The 17833-nt window shown below is 65.7% G+C and carries 14 protein-coding genes; 8 read left to right on the forward strand and 6 right to left on the reverse strand.

The genetic code is table 11. The features are described from left to right. Positions 1-62: 62 nt before the first annotated feature. Entirely contained in the window at positions 63-299 is a 237-nt protein-coding gene (locus P1J78_RS21125) for a hypothetical protein (RefSeq protein ID WP_275569374.1), read from the reverse strand. A 269-nt stretch (positions 300-568) separates the two neighbouring features. Then, positions 569-1726 (reverse strand): helix-turn-helix domain-containing protein, encoded by a 1158-nt coding sequence (locus P1J78_RS21130; RefSeq protein WP_275569375.1) that lies wholly within the window; start codon positions 1724-1726, stop codon positions 569-571. Between the two features lie 217 nt (positions 1727-1943). Here P1J78_RS21130 and P1J78_RS21135 point away from each other — a divergent pair, with 217 nt between their 5' ends. Both P1J78_RS21135 and P1J78_RS21140 read left to right on the forward strand, forming a co-directional pair. Beyond that, positions 1944-2486 carry a helix-turn-helix transcriptional regulator gene (locus tag P1J78_RS21135; protein WP_275569376.1) on the forward strand — a complete coding sequence of 181 codons (543 nt, stop codon included), beginning with the start codon at positions 1944-1946 and terminating at the stop codon, positions 2484-2486. Positions 2487-2570: 84 nt separating this feature from the next. Then, positions 2571-4007 (forward strand): efflux RND transporter permease subunit, encoded by a 1437-nt coding sequence (locus P1J78_RS21140; RefSeq protein ID WP_275569377.1) that lies wholly within the window; start codon positions 2571-2573, stop codon positions 4005-4007. 257 nt (positions 4008-4264) lie between these two features. Here P1J78_RS21140 and P1J78_RS21145 read toward each other — a convergent pair whose 3' ends face one another. The 3 genes from P1J78_RS21145 to P1J78_RS21155 form a co-directional block, all read right to left on the reverse strand. Further along, positions 4265-6085: an SLC13 family permease gene (locus P1J78_RS21145; protein WP_275569378.1), complete on the reverse strand. Its 1821-nt coding sequence runs from the start codon at positions 6083-6085 to the stop codon at positions 4265-4267. A gap of 240 nt (positions 6086-6325) precedes the next feature. After that, a complete protein-coding gene (locus tag P1J78_RS21150; RefSeq protein WP_275569379.1) occupies positions 6326-8107 on the reverse strand; it encodes an SLC13 family permease in 1782 nt (593 codons plus the stop codon). Between the two features lie 156 nt (positions 8108-8263). After that, complete coding sequence (locus tag P1J78_RS21155; RefSeq protein ID WP_275569380.1) at positions 8264-10018, reverse strand: glycosyltransferase family 39 protein; 1755 nt, start codon at positions 10016-10018, stop codon at positions 8264-8266. A 172-nt stretch (positions 10019-10190) separates the two neighbouring features. Here P1J78_RS21155 and P1J78_RS21160 point away from each other — a divergent pair, with 172 nt between their 5' ends. From P1J78_RS21160 to P1J78_RS21185, 6 genes are read left to right on the forward strand one after another with little or no spacing between them, the layout of a single operon-like run. Next, positions 10191-10901: a glycosyltransferase family 2 protein gene (locus P1J78_RS21160; RefSeq protein WP_275569381.1), complete on the forward strand. Its 711-nt coding sequence runs from the start codon at positions 10191-10193 to the stop codon at positions 10899-10901. Between the two features lie 53 nt (positions 10902-10954). Continuing rightward, positions 10955-11971 carry a hypothetical protein gene (locus P1J78_RS21165; RefSeq protein ID WP_275569382.1) on the forward strand — a complete coding sequence of 339 codons (1017 nt, stop codon included), beginning with the start codon at positions 10955-10957 and terminating at the stop codon, positions 11969-11971. Positions 11972-11986: 15 nt separating this feature from the next. Then, positions 11987-13018 carry a hypothetical protein gene (locus P1J78_RS21170; protein WP_275569383.1) on the forward strand — a complete coding sequence of 344 codons (1032 nt, stop codon included), beginning with the start codon at positions 11987-11989 and terminating at the stop codon, positions 13016-13018. Next, positions 13008-14654: a hypothetical protein gene (locus tag P1J78_RS21175; protein WP_275569384.1), complete on the forward strand. Its 1647-nt coding sequence runs from the start codon at positions 13008-13010 to the stop codon at positions 14652-14654. The genes P1J78_RS21170 and P1J78_RS21175 overlap by 11 nt, the downstream gene beginning before the upstream one ends. A gap of 17 nt (positions 14655-14671) precedes the next feature. After that, positions 14672-16654 (forward strand): DUF2298 domain-containing protein, encoded by a 1983-nt coding sequence (locus P1J78_RS21180; RefSeq protein WP_275569385.1) that lies wholly within the window; start codon positions 14672-14674, stop codon positions 16652-16654. Next, complete coding sequence (locus tag P1J78_RS21185; protein ID WP_275569386.1) at positions 16651-17583, forward strand: lysylphosphatidylglycerol synthase domain-containing protein; 933 nt, start codon at positions 16651-16653, stop codon at positions 17581-17583. Before P1J78_RS21180 ends, P1J78_RS21185 begins: the two co-directional genes overlap by 4 nt. A 67-nt stretch (positions 17584-17650) precedes the next feature. On the opposite strand, the gene P1J78_RS21190 is transcribed toward P1J78_RS21185, so the two are convergent. Beyond that, a partial coding sequence (locus tag P1J78_RS21190) for a hypothetical protein (RefSeq protein ID WP_275569387.1) occupies positions 17651-17833 on the reverse strand: 183 nt, incomplete at its 5' end.

Below are 17833 nucleotides of genomic sequence, written 5' to 3' on the forward strand. Positions count from 1 at the left end.
CACCAAAAGCCGGGAAACCTTGCGAAAACGGATACTGCAAATGCAGCCAAAACCACACGTTCTCAATCGCTTGCCCATTCTTCACGTGTGACGATATAGGGCCGCCCCGAGCGCGCAAAGACGTCACGGATCAGCCTCGTCTTTCCGGTGCCGCTTTCGCCATGCAGCGAAAAGTTGAGATTCATTTCCGTCGTCGCGACAAGCTTCCGCTCTTCGTTCAGGCGACGCACGGAAACCGAAGCGTACGGGCCATTCGACCGGGGTGAATAGACGTTGAAAAGACGTTCCAGAATGGACATGACGAAAATCCCCTCAAAAAATTTGCCGCGGCCTTGTCCCACCTAGTTTGCCGCCCACCCGTCAAGCTCGAAAGCGCGGGAACCCCTTTCTTGGCCTCAGCCTGATGGAGACCGGCCTGCGGGCCGCGCCCGCCAGCAGGAGTACCCACGGATCGACCGCGAGATGTCTCGAGTGTGCAAAGGCGCGGGAGACGTGTCATCGCCCATTCGGGTGATGACGTCTTGCCGAGATCGCGGACCGATCACGGACATGCCGTGGTAGGGTTGCGTTAGTCGCGTGTCGGCTTGGCCAGCATTGCAACCCTTGCCGCGAGCTCGGCCGCATTCCCGCTCATGGTCTTAGAATAGACTGCGCGGACCTGGGCCTTGATCGTGTCGAGCGACACGCCTCGGCGTTCGGCAATCTCCGATCGCGCCAATCCCTCTAGAACTTCGGCGGCGACCGCTTCTTCCGCCTCTGTCAAGCGAAAGACCTTTGCGGCAACTCTTACATCCAAGGGTGGAAAGTGTTTGGTATCGAGCACGAATATCATCGTTCCCACGCCCGTGGTGCCTAAGATCGCGCTTTCGTCGTTGAAGGCGGAGGCGAAGACAACATAGCGGTTTTGGTGACCGGGTAGTCCGGCCTGTCCCAGGAATGTCTTTCCCTTATCGGCATTTACCGGAGACAAGCTACAGTTTGCCAGCGCAGCCATGATGTCATACGGCGCTTCGAAAACCCCTTGCGCGACCCGGATTCCCGAGGGGCCCTGGATGATCGAGTCCGACTCCCTGTTGGTCGCGATCACGCGCCTCGCGGAATCGAGGACGAAGATGCCCCATTTCAGGCTATCAAGGCCGGCCTGTGTCACGCTTCGCTGTGCTTCTGACAGAGCCAACCGCTGTTGCAACAGACTCGATCCGGTCAGGTGGGTGAGCCAGAACGACTGTTCCGCCTGAATTGAGCGGACCCGATTCCAATCGTCGAATCCTATGCCAAGAAACCCGAGCCGCGAGCTCTCTGCGCCGAAGACCCCGCCGAGATAGATGTTGTAGCCAAGAAACCGATGGACGTCTTTCATCCATGCCTCAATCCCGCGAGCTTCATCGGGTGCGGTGAACAATTCTTGTGGGTGATGGAACTGCTCGGGACCGAGACGCCGCGCACGGGGAATCATCAGGTCATAGTATCTCTTGAAATTTTGCATGTGATCGACCCAGCGCTCGTTCGGAGACGCCTTTGCGCCGAACACCATGAATTGCGCATTGGTCGACCCGGCATTCCAGTTGTGCCCGGTGAAGAGGTCTGACGAGCCCACAATGACGTGGCGGGCGCCGAGAAAGGATTCGAACTCATCGAGCCATTTCTGATGCGCATCTTCGCCAATGTCGATCGAGTAGGTGCGTCGGATAAGATCATGCCCTTGATTGTCGAGAGAGAGGCTCACGGAAGTACTCACCCTTCAGATTAGATCATGTTGAAAAAGGCGGACGCACCACGCAGCTCTCCGTAACCAAGACAAGCAAAGCGTTGAGCTATAGGAATCCTTCCATTGAATGGACCGTTTCGCAACCGGTGCGACAGACAATCATTAAGGTGCGGCTCACGCCGCACACTCCTGCGCCGGCAGGAAGCTGGAGACCCGCAATACCCCGTCGATTCGGGTGAACATCGACGCCGAATGCCGCCCCATGTTCCTGAACGCGGTGGCCGAGCGGCTGGTTGCCCGACGGCGCTGGCTCGCGTTGGCTGCGGGCCGGCTCGGTCCCGCGCACCACGGCGGACGGAGCGGTTTCGCCGAAGCGGTCGCCGGCGCGGCGCAGACAAGCGGCGGGCGAGGTCTGATGGGCGCGCGCCTTTTCCAGCTCGCCGACCCGGTGGAGGGGGCGTTGCCGATCGTCGTGGCGCCGTTCCGCGCGCCGGCGCTCGCCTTTGGACCGGAACGGCCGGCGGTGCTGGTCCAGTTCAGCGACCCCGACCGGCCCCGCGCCACCGCGCTTGGCGCTGCCTATGGGTTGAGCGCCGGCGAATCCCGGCTGGTAGAGGCGTTGCTTGGCGGAGCGAGCCTTTCGGCCTATGCCCGCGCGGCGGGCGTCACAGTGAACACAGTGCGCACGCAACTTGCACGCGTCTTCGCCAAGACCGACACGGCGCGGCAGCAGGATCTTCTGATTAAGGTGATCAGCGAACTTCCCGCCATGAAGTGACACGGGGCGGAAATCATTACGGTCCTCGGAATTGCTACAAGTTCGTTCTAGGTACTGTTTGCAATCGGGGGATACCCAAGTCGTGTGAAGTCTGATGCAAGATCGAAAACGGGGCGGCCTTGGGCAGACGCCAACGAGACCGGCGGCGTCGAAGCCGAGGACATCCTGCGCGCCACCGCCATCTCCATCGGCTTCCGCGCCGCCTCGGGCGATCCGCAGGGCGGTAGCGGCGGCGCTGCGAACGAGGCGACCGTGGACCTGCGCATCCAGGATGCCGAAACCCGCAGCTTTTCCGCGCAGCGCTTCACCGCCATCTGGCGGCGGGAGACCGGGGAAATCGCGGGCGCCCGCGAAATGGTGTTCTCCGCCGCAGTCGTCAGCGCCGGCGCGCCGATCTCGCTGCGCGTTTCCGCCGGCAGCGACGCGGCCCGCCGCGATGCGGTAAACAGGATCACGACCGCGCTGCGCGGCCGTTCCGGCGTTCACGGCATTCGCGACAGCGCGGCGATGGCGGCCAAGGAAATCGTCGTCACCCTGCGCTCGCAGGGAGCTGCGCTTGGCGTCACGCTGGCGCAGGTGGCGAACGCGGTCCGCGACGCCACCTATGGCGAGATCGCGGGCGAGATCCTGCGCAACGAGGAAGAGATTGAGCTGCGCGTTCGCCTGCCAGAGGACGAGCGCGAGACGCTGGCCGACCTGCAACGCTACCGCATCCCCGTGGGCGACGCTTTCGTCCCTATCCGCGCGGTGGCGGACCTGACTCGACAGCCCGCGCCCACCACACTCTCGCGGCTCAACACCCGCCGCGTCACCACGGTCGAGGCGGACGTGGACACCGCCGTTACCTCGGGCGGCGCCGAATCCGCGTTCATCCGGCAGTCGGTGTTGCCGGAGATCCAGCAGGATCACCCGGACGTCCAGGTGCAGTACGGCGGCGAACAAGAGGAACAGGCACGCTTCGGCCCCGCGCTGGCCCAGAACTTCGCGCTGGCGCTCTTCGCGATATACGCGCTGCTGGCGCTGGCCTTCCGCTCCTATTCGCGGCCGGCGCTGATCCTGCTGACCGTACCTTTCGCACTGGTCGGCGCCATCGCAGGCCACGCGGCGCTCGGGTTGAACCTGACGCTTCTTTCCATGTTCGGGATCATCGGTCTCAGCGGTATCCTCATCAACGCCTCGCTTCTCCTGCTTCACGAGTACGAAATGCTGACGGACCAGGGCATCCATTGGCGGGAGGCGCTGCCAGAGGCGGTAGCGCGCCGCTTCCGGCCGATCCTATTGACCACGCTCACCACTTTGCTGGGGATCTCGCCGCTCCTTTTGGAAACGTCGCTACAGGCCCAGTTCCTGATCCCCACGGCCGTATCGTTGGGCTTTGGCGTGGTGGCCGGTTCGGTGCTGGTGCTGCTCGCGGTGCCGGCCTACGCGTCAATCGCTGCCGGCCTCGGCGACCGTCTGCGCGGCCATACCGGATCGCAGCGCGATCCCGCCGTCGGATCGACGTGCGTGCAACAAGCATAGTGCGATTGCCCACCGGTCTGAAGCGATTGGTGGGTCCCATCCGGGCGAAGGCCTGACTCATTGACCCCGAGGCAGGGGGCTCGGTGCGCGAGATGATCGAGGCCGCGGGGCGCGAACCGGTCGACCGCTTCGCGCCGCAGGAATGCACGAACACCTCTCAGGCCAGCGCCGACGATGCAGGCTGATCGGAAATGGCTCCAATACTTCCGATGAACGGCCAGTCGCCGCGAGTTGGAATGACAGCGCCTCGACGGCAGTCAAAGTGGCCAGAGCAAGGGAACGAGAGCGACGATCACGACCAGCACGATCAGGCTGAGCCCCGCGCCGAAGGCGAGGTAGTCCCCGCCCCGGTAGCCGCCTGGCTTTTCCACGAGGAGCGGTGCCGGATGGCCGTAAGGCATCAGGAAGCTTGCAGAGCATGCCACGATCACGGCGACGGCAAAGGGCCGCGGGTCGGAGCGCATTAGATCGGCTGCATTGAGCGCGATCGGGGTCATGATGATCGCCACGGCAGCGTTATGCATCGGCTGGGTCAGCACCATGGCCAGGACAGCGACACCGCCGAGTACGGCAAGCGGGCCGAACCCGCCGATCGCCGAGATCAGCGTTTCGCCAATCAGGTCCGCCGCCCCGGTGCTGTTGAGCGCAATCCCAAGCGGATACATGCCCCCGATCAGGACGAGGGTGCGCCAATCGATAACCCGATAGACCTCGGCCAAGGGAACGATCCCGACCAAGACCATCGCGACCGCGCCGGCAATCGCCATCGCTGCGATCGGCATGAAGCCCAGCGCCGCACCCAGAATAACGGCAAGCAGGATGGCGGCGGCGACCGGCGCCTTCCTCTTCAGCTTGGTCGAGACGTCCGCCTCACCCGGCTTGAAGTAGATAAGCAGTTCCTTTTCGGGCTCGAACTCCCGCATCTTCTCTCGCGGACCGTAGACCAGAAGGCTGTCGCCCTCCTGCAGCTCGGCATCCAGAACGTTGGTGCGATAGGGCCTGTCGCGGCGATAATAGGCGATCACGCTCATTCCGTAGTCCTGCGGCAGGTGGAGGTCGCGGATCCTTTTTCCGACGGCCGGCGATCTCGGCGGAACGACCGCTTCTGCCAGTTCAGCGGTGCTGACGGGGTTGTCTTTCTGTACTTCCGGCGGGCCCATGAAGGTAATCGCATGGTGGGACTCGGCGAAGCGCTCTGCCGCCTCCTGGCGCCCGAGGACCAGCAGCGTATCATTGTCTTCAAGCACGGTGTCCGCGTCCGGCCGGATAAGCTGCTCGCTGCCGCGAACCAGCGCGATCAGGCCAAGACCCGCCTCCTCCACGCCGAAGGAGGAGATCTTCGTCTCTGCCGCCTCGTCCTCTGCCGGCGCCACCCACAGTTCGAACAGCCGATGCTCGAGACCATAGACTTCGGCCAGATCGACGGTCTCCGGCACCTCATTCGGGTCGGGTGCGGTCCGCTCACCGGGCAAGAGTCGCTGGCCGATCACGAAGATGTAGATGACGGCCGCGGCGACCAGAACGGCGCCGACGATGGTGAACTCGAAAAAGCCGAAGCCGGCCCCGGTCTCGGCTGCGAGGAGACTGTCCACGACCAGATTGTGCGATGCCCCGATCAGCGTGAGGTTCGCCCCGAGCAGGGCCGTGCAGGCCATCGGCAGCAGGATCTTCGACTGCGGCACCTCCATCTGCTTGCACAGGCGCAGAATGACCGGAACGAAAAAGGAAGCGGCCGCGACGATGTTGACGAACCCCGAAAGCACACCCGGCACGACCGTATTCGCGAACAACAGCCGGTTGTAGTCGCGGCGTATGATGCCGGCGAGCTGCTGCGCCACCCATTTCACCACGCCGGTCTTTTCCAGCCCTTCGCCGATGACCATGAGGCCCGCAATGGCAATCACCGCGAAGCTGCTGAATCCGGCAAAGGCCTCCGCCGGGTCAATCACGGTCGACATGACAAGGCTCACCAGCACCAGCACCAGCATGGCGATGAGATCCGGTTTCAGCGCACCAGAGACGAAAAGGAGGAAGGCGACGACCAGAACGGTCAGGACGATTGCGATTTCGACAGTCACGCCGTCAGCATACATAATTCCGTGCACGGGAAAAAGATCTCCGCATGCGCCTACGGAATCGCCACTGGCCTTTCATCCGGTCCTGAACAGGGCTCCGCTGGCTGCCGGCGTGCGTTGCCTGGCCGGTTCCGCCACCCGTGCCGCCGCAGCGGCCGGTCAGCGCAGTCTTTTCACGGTGTCGGAGACAGGTTTGGTGTGCTTGGGAGAACGAGTTCCGATCGTCGACCCGTTATGCCGCGCTCACACATACATCCAGACGATACCGGCGCAGGCCGTCACGCCCGCAACGAGATTCATTATCAGCCCGATTCTCAGGAAGTCGGTGAACTGATAGTTGGCCGCACCATAGATCAGCGTGTTGGTCTGGTAGCCGATGGGCGTGGCGAAGCTCGCCGATCCACCGAACATGATCGCCATCGTCAACGCTCTGGGATCGAGCCCGAGGCTTTCCGCAAGCCCGATGGCGATGGGCGTGAAGACAACGGCAACCGCATTGTTTGTGACCGTTTCGGTCAACACCGAAGCCAGCAAATAGATCGACAACAGGGCAAAAAACGGCGGGAAATCGGAAATCAGCCAAGACAGGTGGTCGACCAACAGCTTGATGGTGCCCGCATTCTGAAGGCCAAGGCCGATGACCAGCATGGCAAAGATCAGCACGAGGATAGAGCCGTCGATGGAACTCCATGCCTCGTCGGCGTCGATGCAGCGAAGCACAAGGCTGGCGCAAACCGCAAGGATCGCAAGCGTCGCGATATCGAACAGACCCAGGGCCGCCAGCCCGACCACCGCAGCCACGGCCGTAAGCGCCAGAGGCGCGCGTCCGCGTCGGAACGCCCGACCCGTCGGGTGGCTGACCGAGACCAGCTCTGCCTCGTCTTCCAGCATCTGATACGCACCCGATGGCCCTTGCAGCAGCAGCTTGTCGGCCGGGCGCAATTGCACGTCATTGAGCTCCGAGCCAAGATCGTATCCTGGCCGATGGACACCCAATACCCGCACCCCATAGCGCTGTCCGAGGGACATCCGGCCCAGATTGCGCCCCGTCGTCGGCTTGCGGGGAGAAACGACGACCTCGACCGTGACGGCATCGTCCTCGAATATCTCGTCACGTCTCAGACCCACCTTGAAGCCATCGTCGTCGTGCATCGTGAGAAGTTCGGAGGTGAGGGCGCGAAACACCACCTTGTCGCCTTGCTCGACAGGATGGTCCGGCGCCGGATCCTTGCGCCACGCTCCGTCATGGTGCACCGAGATCACCTTCACGCCGGAGCGGTTGAGCGGCCCGATATCGGCCAGCGTCGAGCCGGCATAATCTTCCTCGGTAATAATCGCTTCGGACAGAAAACTCGTCTCACCCATGAGCTGGTTGGGATCGCTGGCCTCTCGGTCGGGCAGCAGCCATGGCCCCAGAAGGGCAAGCGTCAGCCCCCCGGCGATAGCCACCAAAACGCCGAGGGGGGTGATTTCGAATATGCTGAAAGGCGCAAGCCCCTGATCGCGGGCGACGCCGTCCACCAACAGGTTGGTTGAGGTGCCGATGAGCGTGAAGGTCCCGCCGAGGATCGCCACGTAGGACAGGGGCATGAGCAGCCGGGTGGGTGCCATGCCAAGCGCGGCGGCAAGACGGACCACCACCGGGATGAGCATAAGCACGACCGCCGTGTTGTTCACAAAGCCGGACGCCACCATCGTCGTGCCGAAGATCATGCCAAGCGCGAGCTTCGGCCGGCTCTTCCCCTGTTGGATCGCCATCTCCGAAAGCGCCTCCAGAACGCCCGTGCGAACAAGCGCGCCCGAAAGCACGAACATCGCCCCGATGGTCAACGGCGCCGGGTTGGAAAAGACCGAGAGCAACTCGTCCGGGCTGACGTAGCCCAGTGCCACGAACAGTGCGGCAAAGCCTACGGCGGACACTTCCGGCGGATAGAACTCCGCCATCATGACCGCAAAAAGCGCGATGATCAGTGCGAGGGCAATGAAGGCCTTGTAGTCGCTCGCGAAGGTGACGATTTCTGACATCCCACTCGGACTCCTCGTAGCCGGTTTCGCGAGTCACCCCTATCATGTCCCACCAAAGAGATACGGTTAGCCGCTTTGCGGCGCGGCGCCTGGTCTGGTGGTCGAGCCACCTCCCGACAAAGGTCAGACCGGTGCCGGGCCGGGAACAGGCGGGGCTCAACGCCCTGGCGGCAGGGCATTGCGCAGGCTGGCAGCGACGGTCCCCTGCTCATAACATGGCTGCCGTTCGTAGATCGACACGATCGGGTGGTCGAAAACCCGCCAGCCTTCCTGGGTCCAGGCATCGTCCAGTCGGAGACCGGGCACTGGGTAGCCCGGGGCCGCGTGGAACACGCGGTCGTAGCAGAAGTCCCCGCTCTCCAGTCCCCGATACCACGCGACCGTGAGCGGAAACCGGTCGGGCAGGCGGGTCATCGCCTGCCGCTGGCGCCCGGATGTGACAGCTATCAGCCGTGCCTCGCCGGCAACGGCTGCAAGCCTTTCGGCCTTCTCGGGCGTGTCCGGGCCGGTGATATCGAGCACCCGCAGATCCCAGCGCTCGGGTACGCCCGGAAGGCGTCCCCACCATGGATGGGCGGGCAGGCCCTCGTCCCAGGCCGTCTCGTTCGCAAGGACCGTACCCTCCGGATAACGTGCCAGGAACTGCGTGGCCGCGATCCGCGGGTGTGTGCCGGTATGCAACCGGACCACGCCGGACCCCCAGAAAACCGCGAAACAGACCACGAGCGCCGCGATCGCTGTGGCGTACCTGTCGAGGACAAGCCCGGCTAGGACCGCGAGGGGTGGCACCGCGGGCGCAAGATAGCGCAGGATCGGCGTATCAGCCCAAAGAGTGAAGGCGAACGGGGCGGCGGCAAGTGCGGCCAGACACCCGATCGCGGGAGCCGCCCCGCGGACGAACCGGACCGCGCCGAGACAGAGAGCGAGCGTTATGGCCGGCCCCCAGGCGAACAGGACCGCGTCGCGCAGCAGCGCACCCGCACCGTATCCTGCCATCCAGGTCCAGTTCGGGGGGAAACGGGGATTGGAGTGCAGTTCGGAGATGCGCTGAAACGCGCCAAGCGCCACGGGGTTCGGCGCGATCCCGAGCAGAGCAGGCCCCTGAAACAACGACGGGCTGGTCAGGCGCAGGACGGCCAGGAACGCGATTGCGCCCGCCACGGCGGCCAGGGCGGCGGCACGCCGTCCGGTCCGGCCGGCAATGTAAAGCAAGGCCAAGAGAATGGCAGGCGCCAGGAGAAGGCCGGACAGCTTGCATGCGGTGGCGAGCCCGGCGGCGGCACACGCCGCGACACCCCAGCCTGCCGCGCGCATGGCCCCGCCGTCCGGCCCGCTTGCCCGCAGCGCGTTCAGCAGGAACAAGCCGCACAGCGCGCAAGCCGCAGTCAGCCATGACTCGACCGTCATGAAGACCGATTGCTGCAAGGCCAGGGGCGCTGTCGCGTAGAGCGCCGCCGCGCAGAACGCCGGGCGGAAGCGGGGCACGACCGCCCAAGCCGATGCAAAGACCAAAGGGACTACGCTTGCGTCGAGAACCGCCGAAACCGTACGCCCGAACGCCTGCATTTCGCCCCAGCCTTCGATCCCGAGCGCCCTGGTCAGAAGGCAGAGAACGATCACGGGCCATTCGCCATAGGCATAGAGACGTCCCTCCCGGTGCGGATTCAAGGGGGAGACGGCGGGGTCGAAATACCACTGCGACAGGGGCGCGCTTTCCGCATCGAGCGCGGCGCGCATTTCCTCCAGGACGAAGATCAGGAAACGCTCGTCCGCATGCAGGCTCGCCCCGCCGTCCCACCACAGGCCCAGCAGCCGCGTGTAGAGGGCTGCACCCGACAGCACGGCGACGGCGAGGATCTGAAGCCCGCCAGGCGGTCTCGTGGTCGCGGAGAAGGCGTTCGTGTCTGGCATCCTCCGGCGGGTATTGCGGCAAAAGCGGAGCGGTCGCAAAGCAAAAAGCCGGCCCCCGTGGCGCGTTGCCCGCCGCAGGGGGACGTGGTACTGCGCGGTGCCGGTCGTGGACCGGTGCCCCGCCAAGCCAGGGAGAAAGCAGCTGCCTGATAACACAGAGCTTTCCGTCATCATGCCGGCCTATAACGAGGAGGATTGCATCGTCGAGGCGGTACATGACGTTGTCGGCAATGTATTCTCGGTGGTCGAACTGGCCGAGATGGTGGTGGTGGATGACGGATCGACCGATGCGACGCTGGAGCGCGCGCGGGCGTGCTGTGAGGACGATCCCCGGATCCGCGTCATAACCCGTCCCAACGGCGGCCACGGACAGGCGCTGATGTCCGGTCTGGCGGAAGCGCGGGGCGAGCTTGTTCTCTTGTTGGATGCGGATCGTCAGATCGGCCTGGAGGCATTTGGCGAGCATCTGAAGATGCTGCGCACCGAAAACCTTGTTGCGGTCCTGGGCGTTCGCAAGCCGCGCCACGATCCGGCACACCGGCTGGTGATCTCCTGGCTGATGCGGATCGCCCTGCGGCTGGTGACGAGAACTCCGCCGACCGATCCCGGAGTGCCGTACAAGCTGATGCGCATGAGCTTGTGGTGCCGCGCCATCGGGATGATGCCGCCCGGCTGCACGATACCCTCCGTGCTTCTGGCGGTTATCGCCCAGCGGCTGAGCCCCGGCCGAGTCCGCGAAGTCCCTGTCTGCCACGTTGCCCGGACCACTGGCAGAACGGTGCTGCGCTGGGGCCGCCTGGCGCAGACCTGCCGTGCCGGCATGCGCGACGTGATGTGGTTTAGGAACGCTTTGAGAAAACCGGATCCTTCGCCGCTGGACTAGTCCCGGCCGTCTGGTACAGTCGCACGCAAAATGGATGCGGGGGTGCGCGACTGATGTTCAATTCGCTCAAGCTGGCTCTGATCGCCCTGACTGCGGCCTACGTCCTGGCCGGCTCGGGACAGCAGGCCGAGGCGCGAAACGTCCCCGGATCGGCGTCCGCCGGAATTCTGCAACTGGTCGAGCCTGCAACGGACGACGTACTGGGCGGAATGGTCGGGTCGGTGCGTTCCGCGCTTCGGTTCGACGGGGCGCAGGTCAGCGTCCGTCGCGGCGTCGGCGACGGCTCTCCGCTCACCATGACGAATTTCGGATATGGGACGGGGGACGGCGGCTTTGTCTTCGGCAGCCTGAATTACCGTCGCTACGAACTGGATACGGAAGTCGAGGCCGACATCGTTACCGGCTCGCTGGGCTTTGGCCGGACCATCAATTCAAGGGTTGCGATCTTCGGCGCGATCATCGGCGAATCCACGACCGCCGAGACACCGTTCAACAACGGCACCCTCGACAACACCGGCGTTGGTCTGTCTTTCGGTCTGGATTATGTCGTGTCCGAACCCTTCGTGATCACCGCCACGGCAGGCAATTTCTGGTACGTCTACGACGTGACACGCAATGGCGGCGCCGTGACGGGCAGTTTCGACTCGACCCGCCAGTTCGTGGATCTGCGGGGCAGCATGACCCATGACTTCTCGGGCTTCGATCTACAGACCAGCTTCGGCGTGCGGTACATCCGCCAACAGGACTCGTCCTACCGGGAATCCGGCGGCGCCCTTGTGGGCGAGGCGGAGTATGAGCGGGTCGTCGGGTTTGGCGAGGGCCGCCTGCTGTTTGACGGGCCGGCCGATTTTACACCCTACCTGGCCGCCGACGCGCGTGTCGTCGGTGTGTCCGACGATCTCCCGCCGGGTGCAACGGCGATCGACGTGCCGACTTTACACGGCGGGCTGGGCTTCGGCGTCGTCTCCCACTGGCAGGGAGGGGACTTCGACCTCGGCGTGCGCGCCAACACGTCGGAGGAAGGCTTTACCGGGTACGAGGCAGCCTTCGGGATCAACCTGCGGTTCTAGGAGCATACCGCCGAGATGCAGGCCCGCCGTGTACTGACCGCAATCGCGGCGCTGGCGGTGTGCCTGGCGGTCGTGGATCTGGCGGCGGCCCGGTCGTTTTTCGACCTGATTGCGCGGGGTATCGCCTGGCTGGCCGATCCACTGCTGGACACGCTCGGACTGCCGGTGAACCGGCAGGGCAACGAGTTGCGTGCGGCTGACGGGGCCTGGGCGGTCGTCGTGTCCGAGGTCTGCGATGGCCACGGACTGGTTGCCGCCTGGGCGGCGATCTGCGCCGCTCTCGCCCCCGGTTCGGCGCGCGGGATCGCGGCAACTCTGATCGGTCTGCTGGCCATCCAGGTCTTCAATCTGTTGCGTGTCATCGCGCTGGTCGCGGGCCTGTCGCATGGGCCGGACCTCTTCCAAACCCTGCACCTGGAGGCGTTTCCGCTTTTGACTGCGGCTCTGATGGCAGCGCTGACGGCGACGGTCGCCCCGGTGGGGGCGCGGCGCCTTGCGGCCGCGCTGGCGCTGGGGCTCGGACTCGCGGTCTTGTGGTATTCCGTCGCGGAGAACATCGCGGGCGCCATACTCGTCCCATTCGCAAATGCGGTGCTGGCGGCATTCGGGCCGGACCTCGTGCGCGGGATCTCGGGCGCGGAGGGTGCCTGGAGCATTGCCACCACCCTGGTTGCGCGGGCCGAGCCTCTCGCGTTCTATTCCCTGCCGATCCATCCCGCCGATTTCCTTGTCGCGCTCCCCGCGCTTCTGGCTGCGGCGATCGTTGCGCGGCGCGGCGCGGTGGTCGTCGCCCTGGCGCTTTGCGCCGCGGGTGTGGCGCTGGCGCTCGGAACCGTCACGGGACTATGGAGCGCGATGGAACAGGCCGGAGCCCCGCTGCAGAAGGCTCCCGGCGGCGGCACAGCCGCCGAGATCGTGCCGGCGGAACAGCCCGGCGCGATTGTCCGGGGCGTGGCGCGCCTGGCGCAAAACCTCATCGTCCATGCAAACCTCCTTGTGCTTCCGGCGCTTCTCCTGGCCGCGAGGTACAGACCCGATGAAGACTGAACGGCAGATCGCGCTGGGTCGCAGGCTGCTGCCGTGGATCCTGCTGATCGCGGCGGTCATGCGCCTGGTCGGGCTTGGCTGGGACGACTATGCCGGTCTTCATCCGGACGAGCGCAATCTGGTGGCCGGCGCCGCGGAACTGTCCTTTCCCGACGCAATGCTGCCGCGGTTTCTGGCGTATAACGGGCTGTCGCTCTGGCTGCCCAAGCTGGCCGCGGTCGGGTGCGTCGGCTTCGAGGGGGCCGAGTGCCTCACCTGGGCGGCCCGCCTGGTGTCGGCGCTGTTCGGCATCCTGACACTGGTTGCGGGCGTCGCGGTGGCCGGAGCCCTTGCGGGAGCGGTGGCCGGGTGCTTGGCGGCGCTGCTGCTTGGTCTGTCGGAGCCGCTGCTGCAATGGTCCCACTTCGGTACCACGGAAAGCGCGATGGCCGCCGCGCCGCTTGTCCTGTGGCTCATCGCAATCGGCTATCTGCGGGGCCGCTTGTCCCTGACGCACACGGCGCTGGCCTTCGGCGCGACCCTGGGGCTGGCAACGGGTCTCAAGACCTCTGCCGCGAGCTTCGCCCTCGTGCCGTTGGCGGCGCTGCTCTTGGGGCCTTCTCCGTTTGCCCTGCGCCGCCTGGCCGCGGCGGGGGGCGCAGTCGCCCTGGCGGCGGGCCTGTTCGTCATGTTCACACAGTCGGTTCTGTTCGACCGCGCGGCCTTTCTGTCCACGATGGCGTTCGAGCGTGGCGTCGTGTCCGGCGCGCAAGAGGTGTTCTGGACCCGCCAGTTCGAAGGCGCGTCCCCCGGCGGGTTCGAACTGCGGCAGCTCTGGCAAATGACCGAGGGGGTGGGCCTGGCACTGGCCGCCATCGGGCTTTGGGCCGCGCTGCGCGGTGCCAACCGCACTCTCTGGTTGCCCGCGCTTGCCTTCTGCGCAGCCTATCTCGCGCTGATCGTGACATGGGAGGCGAAGTTCATCCGGTATCTCGCGCCGGTCGTGCCTGTCGTTCTGTGCCTCGCGGCAGCGGGCGCCGCCTGGGTACTGGACCGCTTTCGAAGCGACCTGAGCCGTGCGGCCATCGCCGTGTCGCTCGCGGTCTTCGGCCTGAGCGGTATCTCGCTTTGGGTGGGGCATCTGCGGCCGGATCCGCGACTTTCGGCAGCCGCCGATCTGGCCCGGCGGGTCGCGCCGGAGGACACGATCCTCGTCGAGCCGCACGATCTGGGGTCCTATCTGCTAGGGCGGCCAGTGACGCTTCTGCCGCTGGAGGCCCCGCCCGATCCCGAAACGATGGGGCGGGTTCTGGACCAGGGCGACTTCATGCTGATTCTCAGCCGTCGCAACTGGTCTGTCCTGCCTGGCGCCAGGGGGTTCGATACGGTGTGCCGCTATTACTCGGCCCTGGCGCGCGGCGCGCTCGGCTACGAGGTCGTTACAACTCACCGCCGCGACGCTCCGCTCGCCGGGCTGCTTGCGCCCGGCGTGGCTGCGGAGGAGACGCGGGTCGTTTTCGACCGTCCGGAGGTCTTGATCCTCGAGCGGGTGCGGCGCCTGTCCGCAGAGGAAATGGCCGCCATACTCGCCGAGGACGCGCCGCCCGAGCGGTGCGCCGCCCCGGCCCTTGCGGCAGAATGGCGGCTTCCGCGATGATGCTTCCGGCACAAGAGATGGCGGAGGTGCTGCGCTGGCTGGTCTGGCTGTGGATTGCAGGCTGGCTCGTCTTTCCCATCGCCACCCGGCTCTCGCCCGGATCGTGCGACGGCGGCTATGTCCTGTCGAAGTTGCTCGGCCTGCTCGCGGCAGGCTATGCCGGATGGCTGCTGCCGGCCCTCGGGCTGGCGCGGTTCGACGCATCGGGATCAGCGATCGCGCTTCTCTCGCTGGCACTTGTCCGGTTCGCCTGGCGGGCCCGGGATACCGTCTTGCCCGGCGTCGCGCCGCTCAAGACGATGCTGACTGTCGAGGGGCTCTTCGTGATCCTGTTCGCGTTCGGCCTATCACAGCGGCTGCACATGCCCGAATTGACGGGTCTGGAGAAATTCACCAACCTGGCCTTTCTTATGGCCGCCCGTGGCGCCGAGACGATGCCGCCCGTCGACGCCTGGCTGGCGGGCCGCGAGATCAACTATTACTACCTCGGACACGCGATTACCGCGCTCTGGTCGCGTTTGGCGGATGTGCCGGGGGACCATGCCTACCAACTCATGATGGCGACGATCTTCGCCACGACGTCGCTCGCCACGGGCCTTGCGGTGATGGAACTGCTTCGCCGGGGCGGGCGATGGGTGGCGAGCGTCTGCGCTGCGCTCGCCGCACTGGCCTTCGCGTATGGCGGCAACTTGCACAGCCTTCTGTACCAGGCGTTTCGCGACTGGATGCCGACGGAGAAGCCCGTATTCCACTATCCCGACTCGACGCGGTTCATCGGCTTCGACCCTGACGTCGCCGACAAGGGATTTACCGAGTTCCCAGCCTATGCGTTCCTGGTCGGTGATCTTCATGCGCACGTCCTCGGAACCCCGGTCTTTCTTGCGGTCATCCTGGTGCTGCTCGGTGTTGCGCGGCGGGCCGCGGCCGGGGCAGGGGTCGGATACGGGGCGGCGGCTGCGCTTGGCTGGCTTCTGGGGCTGTTCGCGGCGATCAACCCCTGGGATCTGGTAACGGCCGGGGTTCCGGCACTCCTGCTGTGGCTTGCGCTGGTCGGCCGGGTCACGGCCGACCGGATGGCCACGGCCACCGTAATCGCCCTTGCCTGCGCCGCGGCCACTGCGGCTCCGTTCGCCGCCGCCTTTCAGTCGTTCTCCGACGGACTACGACCTGTCGATGCCCGGTCGCCTATGTGGCAGCTGCTCGTCCTCTATGGCCACGCGCTTCCGGCCGCGGCCGCGCTGGCCACCCTGATCTGGGTCCGGCGCGGGCGGGCCGGTGTCGAACTGCTCTGCGCTTCGGGGCTGCTGTTGTCCGCAATCGTGCTGCTTGCCCTTCCCGAGTTGGTTCGGATGGAGGACATCTACGGCGACGATTTCTCCCGGGCCAACACGATGTTCAAACTCAGCTTCCGGGCACAGTCGCTGATCCTGATCGCGGGATTCTGCGCCGTGGGCTTTCTGGCGCAGGGCAGGACGGCGGCCTTTGCCTCGGCACTTGTTGTCGCCGCGCCGCTGGTCGGAACGCTCGCCTATGTGCCCCAGACATTCACACCGCCGCGGGCGGGTCTGACCCTGGACGGGCTCGGATTTCTCGGCGCGGAACGGCCGCTGGCCGAGGCCCTGATCGACGCTCCTCTCGCGCCGGACGAAGCCATCATCGAGGCCGCCGGCGAGAGCTTCACCGACACCGCCCGGATGTCCACCGTCAGCGGCAAGCCGACCGTGCTTGGCTGGCGCGGGCACGAGTGGCTCTGGCGCAACAATTCCGAGATTCTCGACCGCCGGCACCGGGACGTCGCCGTCTTCTACACAACGGGATCGACAGCCGAGCGCTGCCGTATCGTGCAACGCTATCGCCTGCGCTACGCGGTGATCGGACAAGCCGAGCGCGCGGCGCATCCCGACCTGAACGAAGAGGGGATCGTCGCGCTGGGGCCCATCCTCGCACAGGCCGGCGACAGTAAGATCGTGACACTCCGCGCCGACGAGTGCTCGCCATGAAGTTCGGCCTTGCCTCGCTACTACGGGCGGGGGTGTCTGTCCTCTGCCTCTGGGTCGCCTGGCGGCTCATGCCACCCTCGGCCAGCTTGCTGGGAAACGGCCTGGCCGCGCCGCACTGGCTGGCCGTCGCGGTATGCGCCTTCGCCGGCATCCTTGGCCTGCTGTCACTGCGCCTGTGGCTGCTCGCCCGGTCGGCAACCGCGGTGCCGGTCGGTGGCGGCGCCGATTGGGCGCGCATCACCTGGGCCGGTCTGGCCGGAGCGCAGGTCGGCGTCGGCCTGATCGGGTGTGACGCGGTCAGGGTGGCCGGAGCCCGCGCTCTTGGCTGGCGCACCGCGGGCGCCGTGCGGCTGATCCTCGTCGACCGGATCTATGGCCTGCTCGGGTTGATGCTTCTCGGCGGAGGGACCATTACGGTTGCCGTCTCCGAAATTCGCGTCTGGATGGCGGCGGTCCTTGCCGCAACGCTTTTTGCAGGCGGTCTTTTCGCTGTCCACCGCGCGCGCGTTTCGAGCGCAGGTCGCGAGCCGAAATCGCGACGCCTTCTCGTGGACGGGACCAAGCCGGGACGCGCGGCGCTATTTGTCCTTCTAGCGGCGGCCGGACACCTGCTGAGCGTTGTGCTGTATTTCAGTGCTGCCTGGGCGTTCGGACTGGCGCCACCTGTTCAGACCACATTGCTGGCGGTTCCGATCGGCCTTCTTGCCGCGGCACTGCCCGTCTCGGTCGGCGGCTGGGGTGTGCGCGAGGTTGCGATCGCCCAGGCGTATGTGTTCCTGGGCACACCCTATGCCGACGCAGTGCCCGCATCCTTATTGTTCGGCGCCTGTTTTGCTGCTATGTCGAGTACTGGACTTTTGTTCGTTCCGGGTATCGTGTCCGGTGCCGCGGTCCGAAAGAAGAGTGGCGAGGGGACACCGTCAGGATGAGGCGTAACAGCACGGCGCTGATACCGGTGGCTCTGGGTGTCGTCCTGGCCGCTGGCCCGGCCCTGGGTCAGGGGACGCCGACGCCCACGCCGGTTGCACCGACCGCGACGCCGACGCCGGTTGCACCGACCGCGACGCCGACGCCGGTTGCACCGACCGCGACGCCGACGCCGGTTCCGCCGACTGCGACGCCGACGCCGGTTCCGCCCACCGCGACGCCGACGCCGGTTCCGCCGACTGCGACGCCGAC

Origin of the sequence: Psychromarinibacter sediminicola (genome assembly GCF_029168335.1) — a bacterium.
Taxonomy (GTDB): Bacteria; Pseudomonadota; Alphaproteobacteria; order Rhodobacterales; family Rhodobacteraceae; genus Psychromarinibacter; species Psychromarinibacter sediminicola.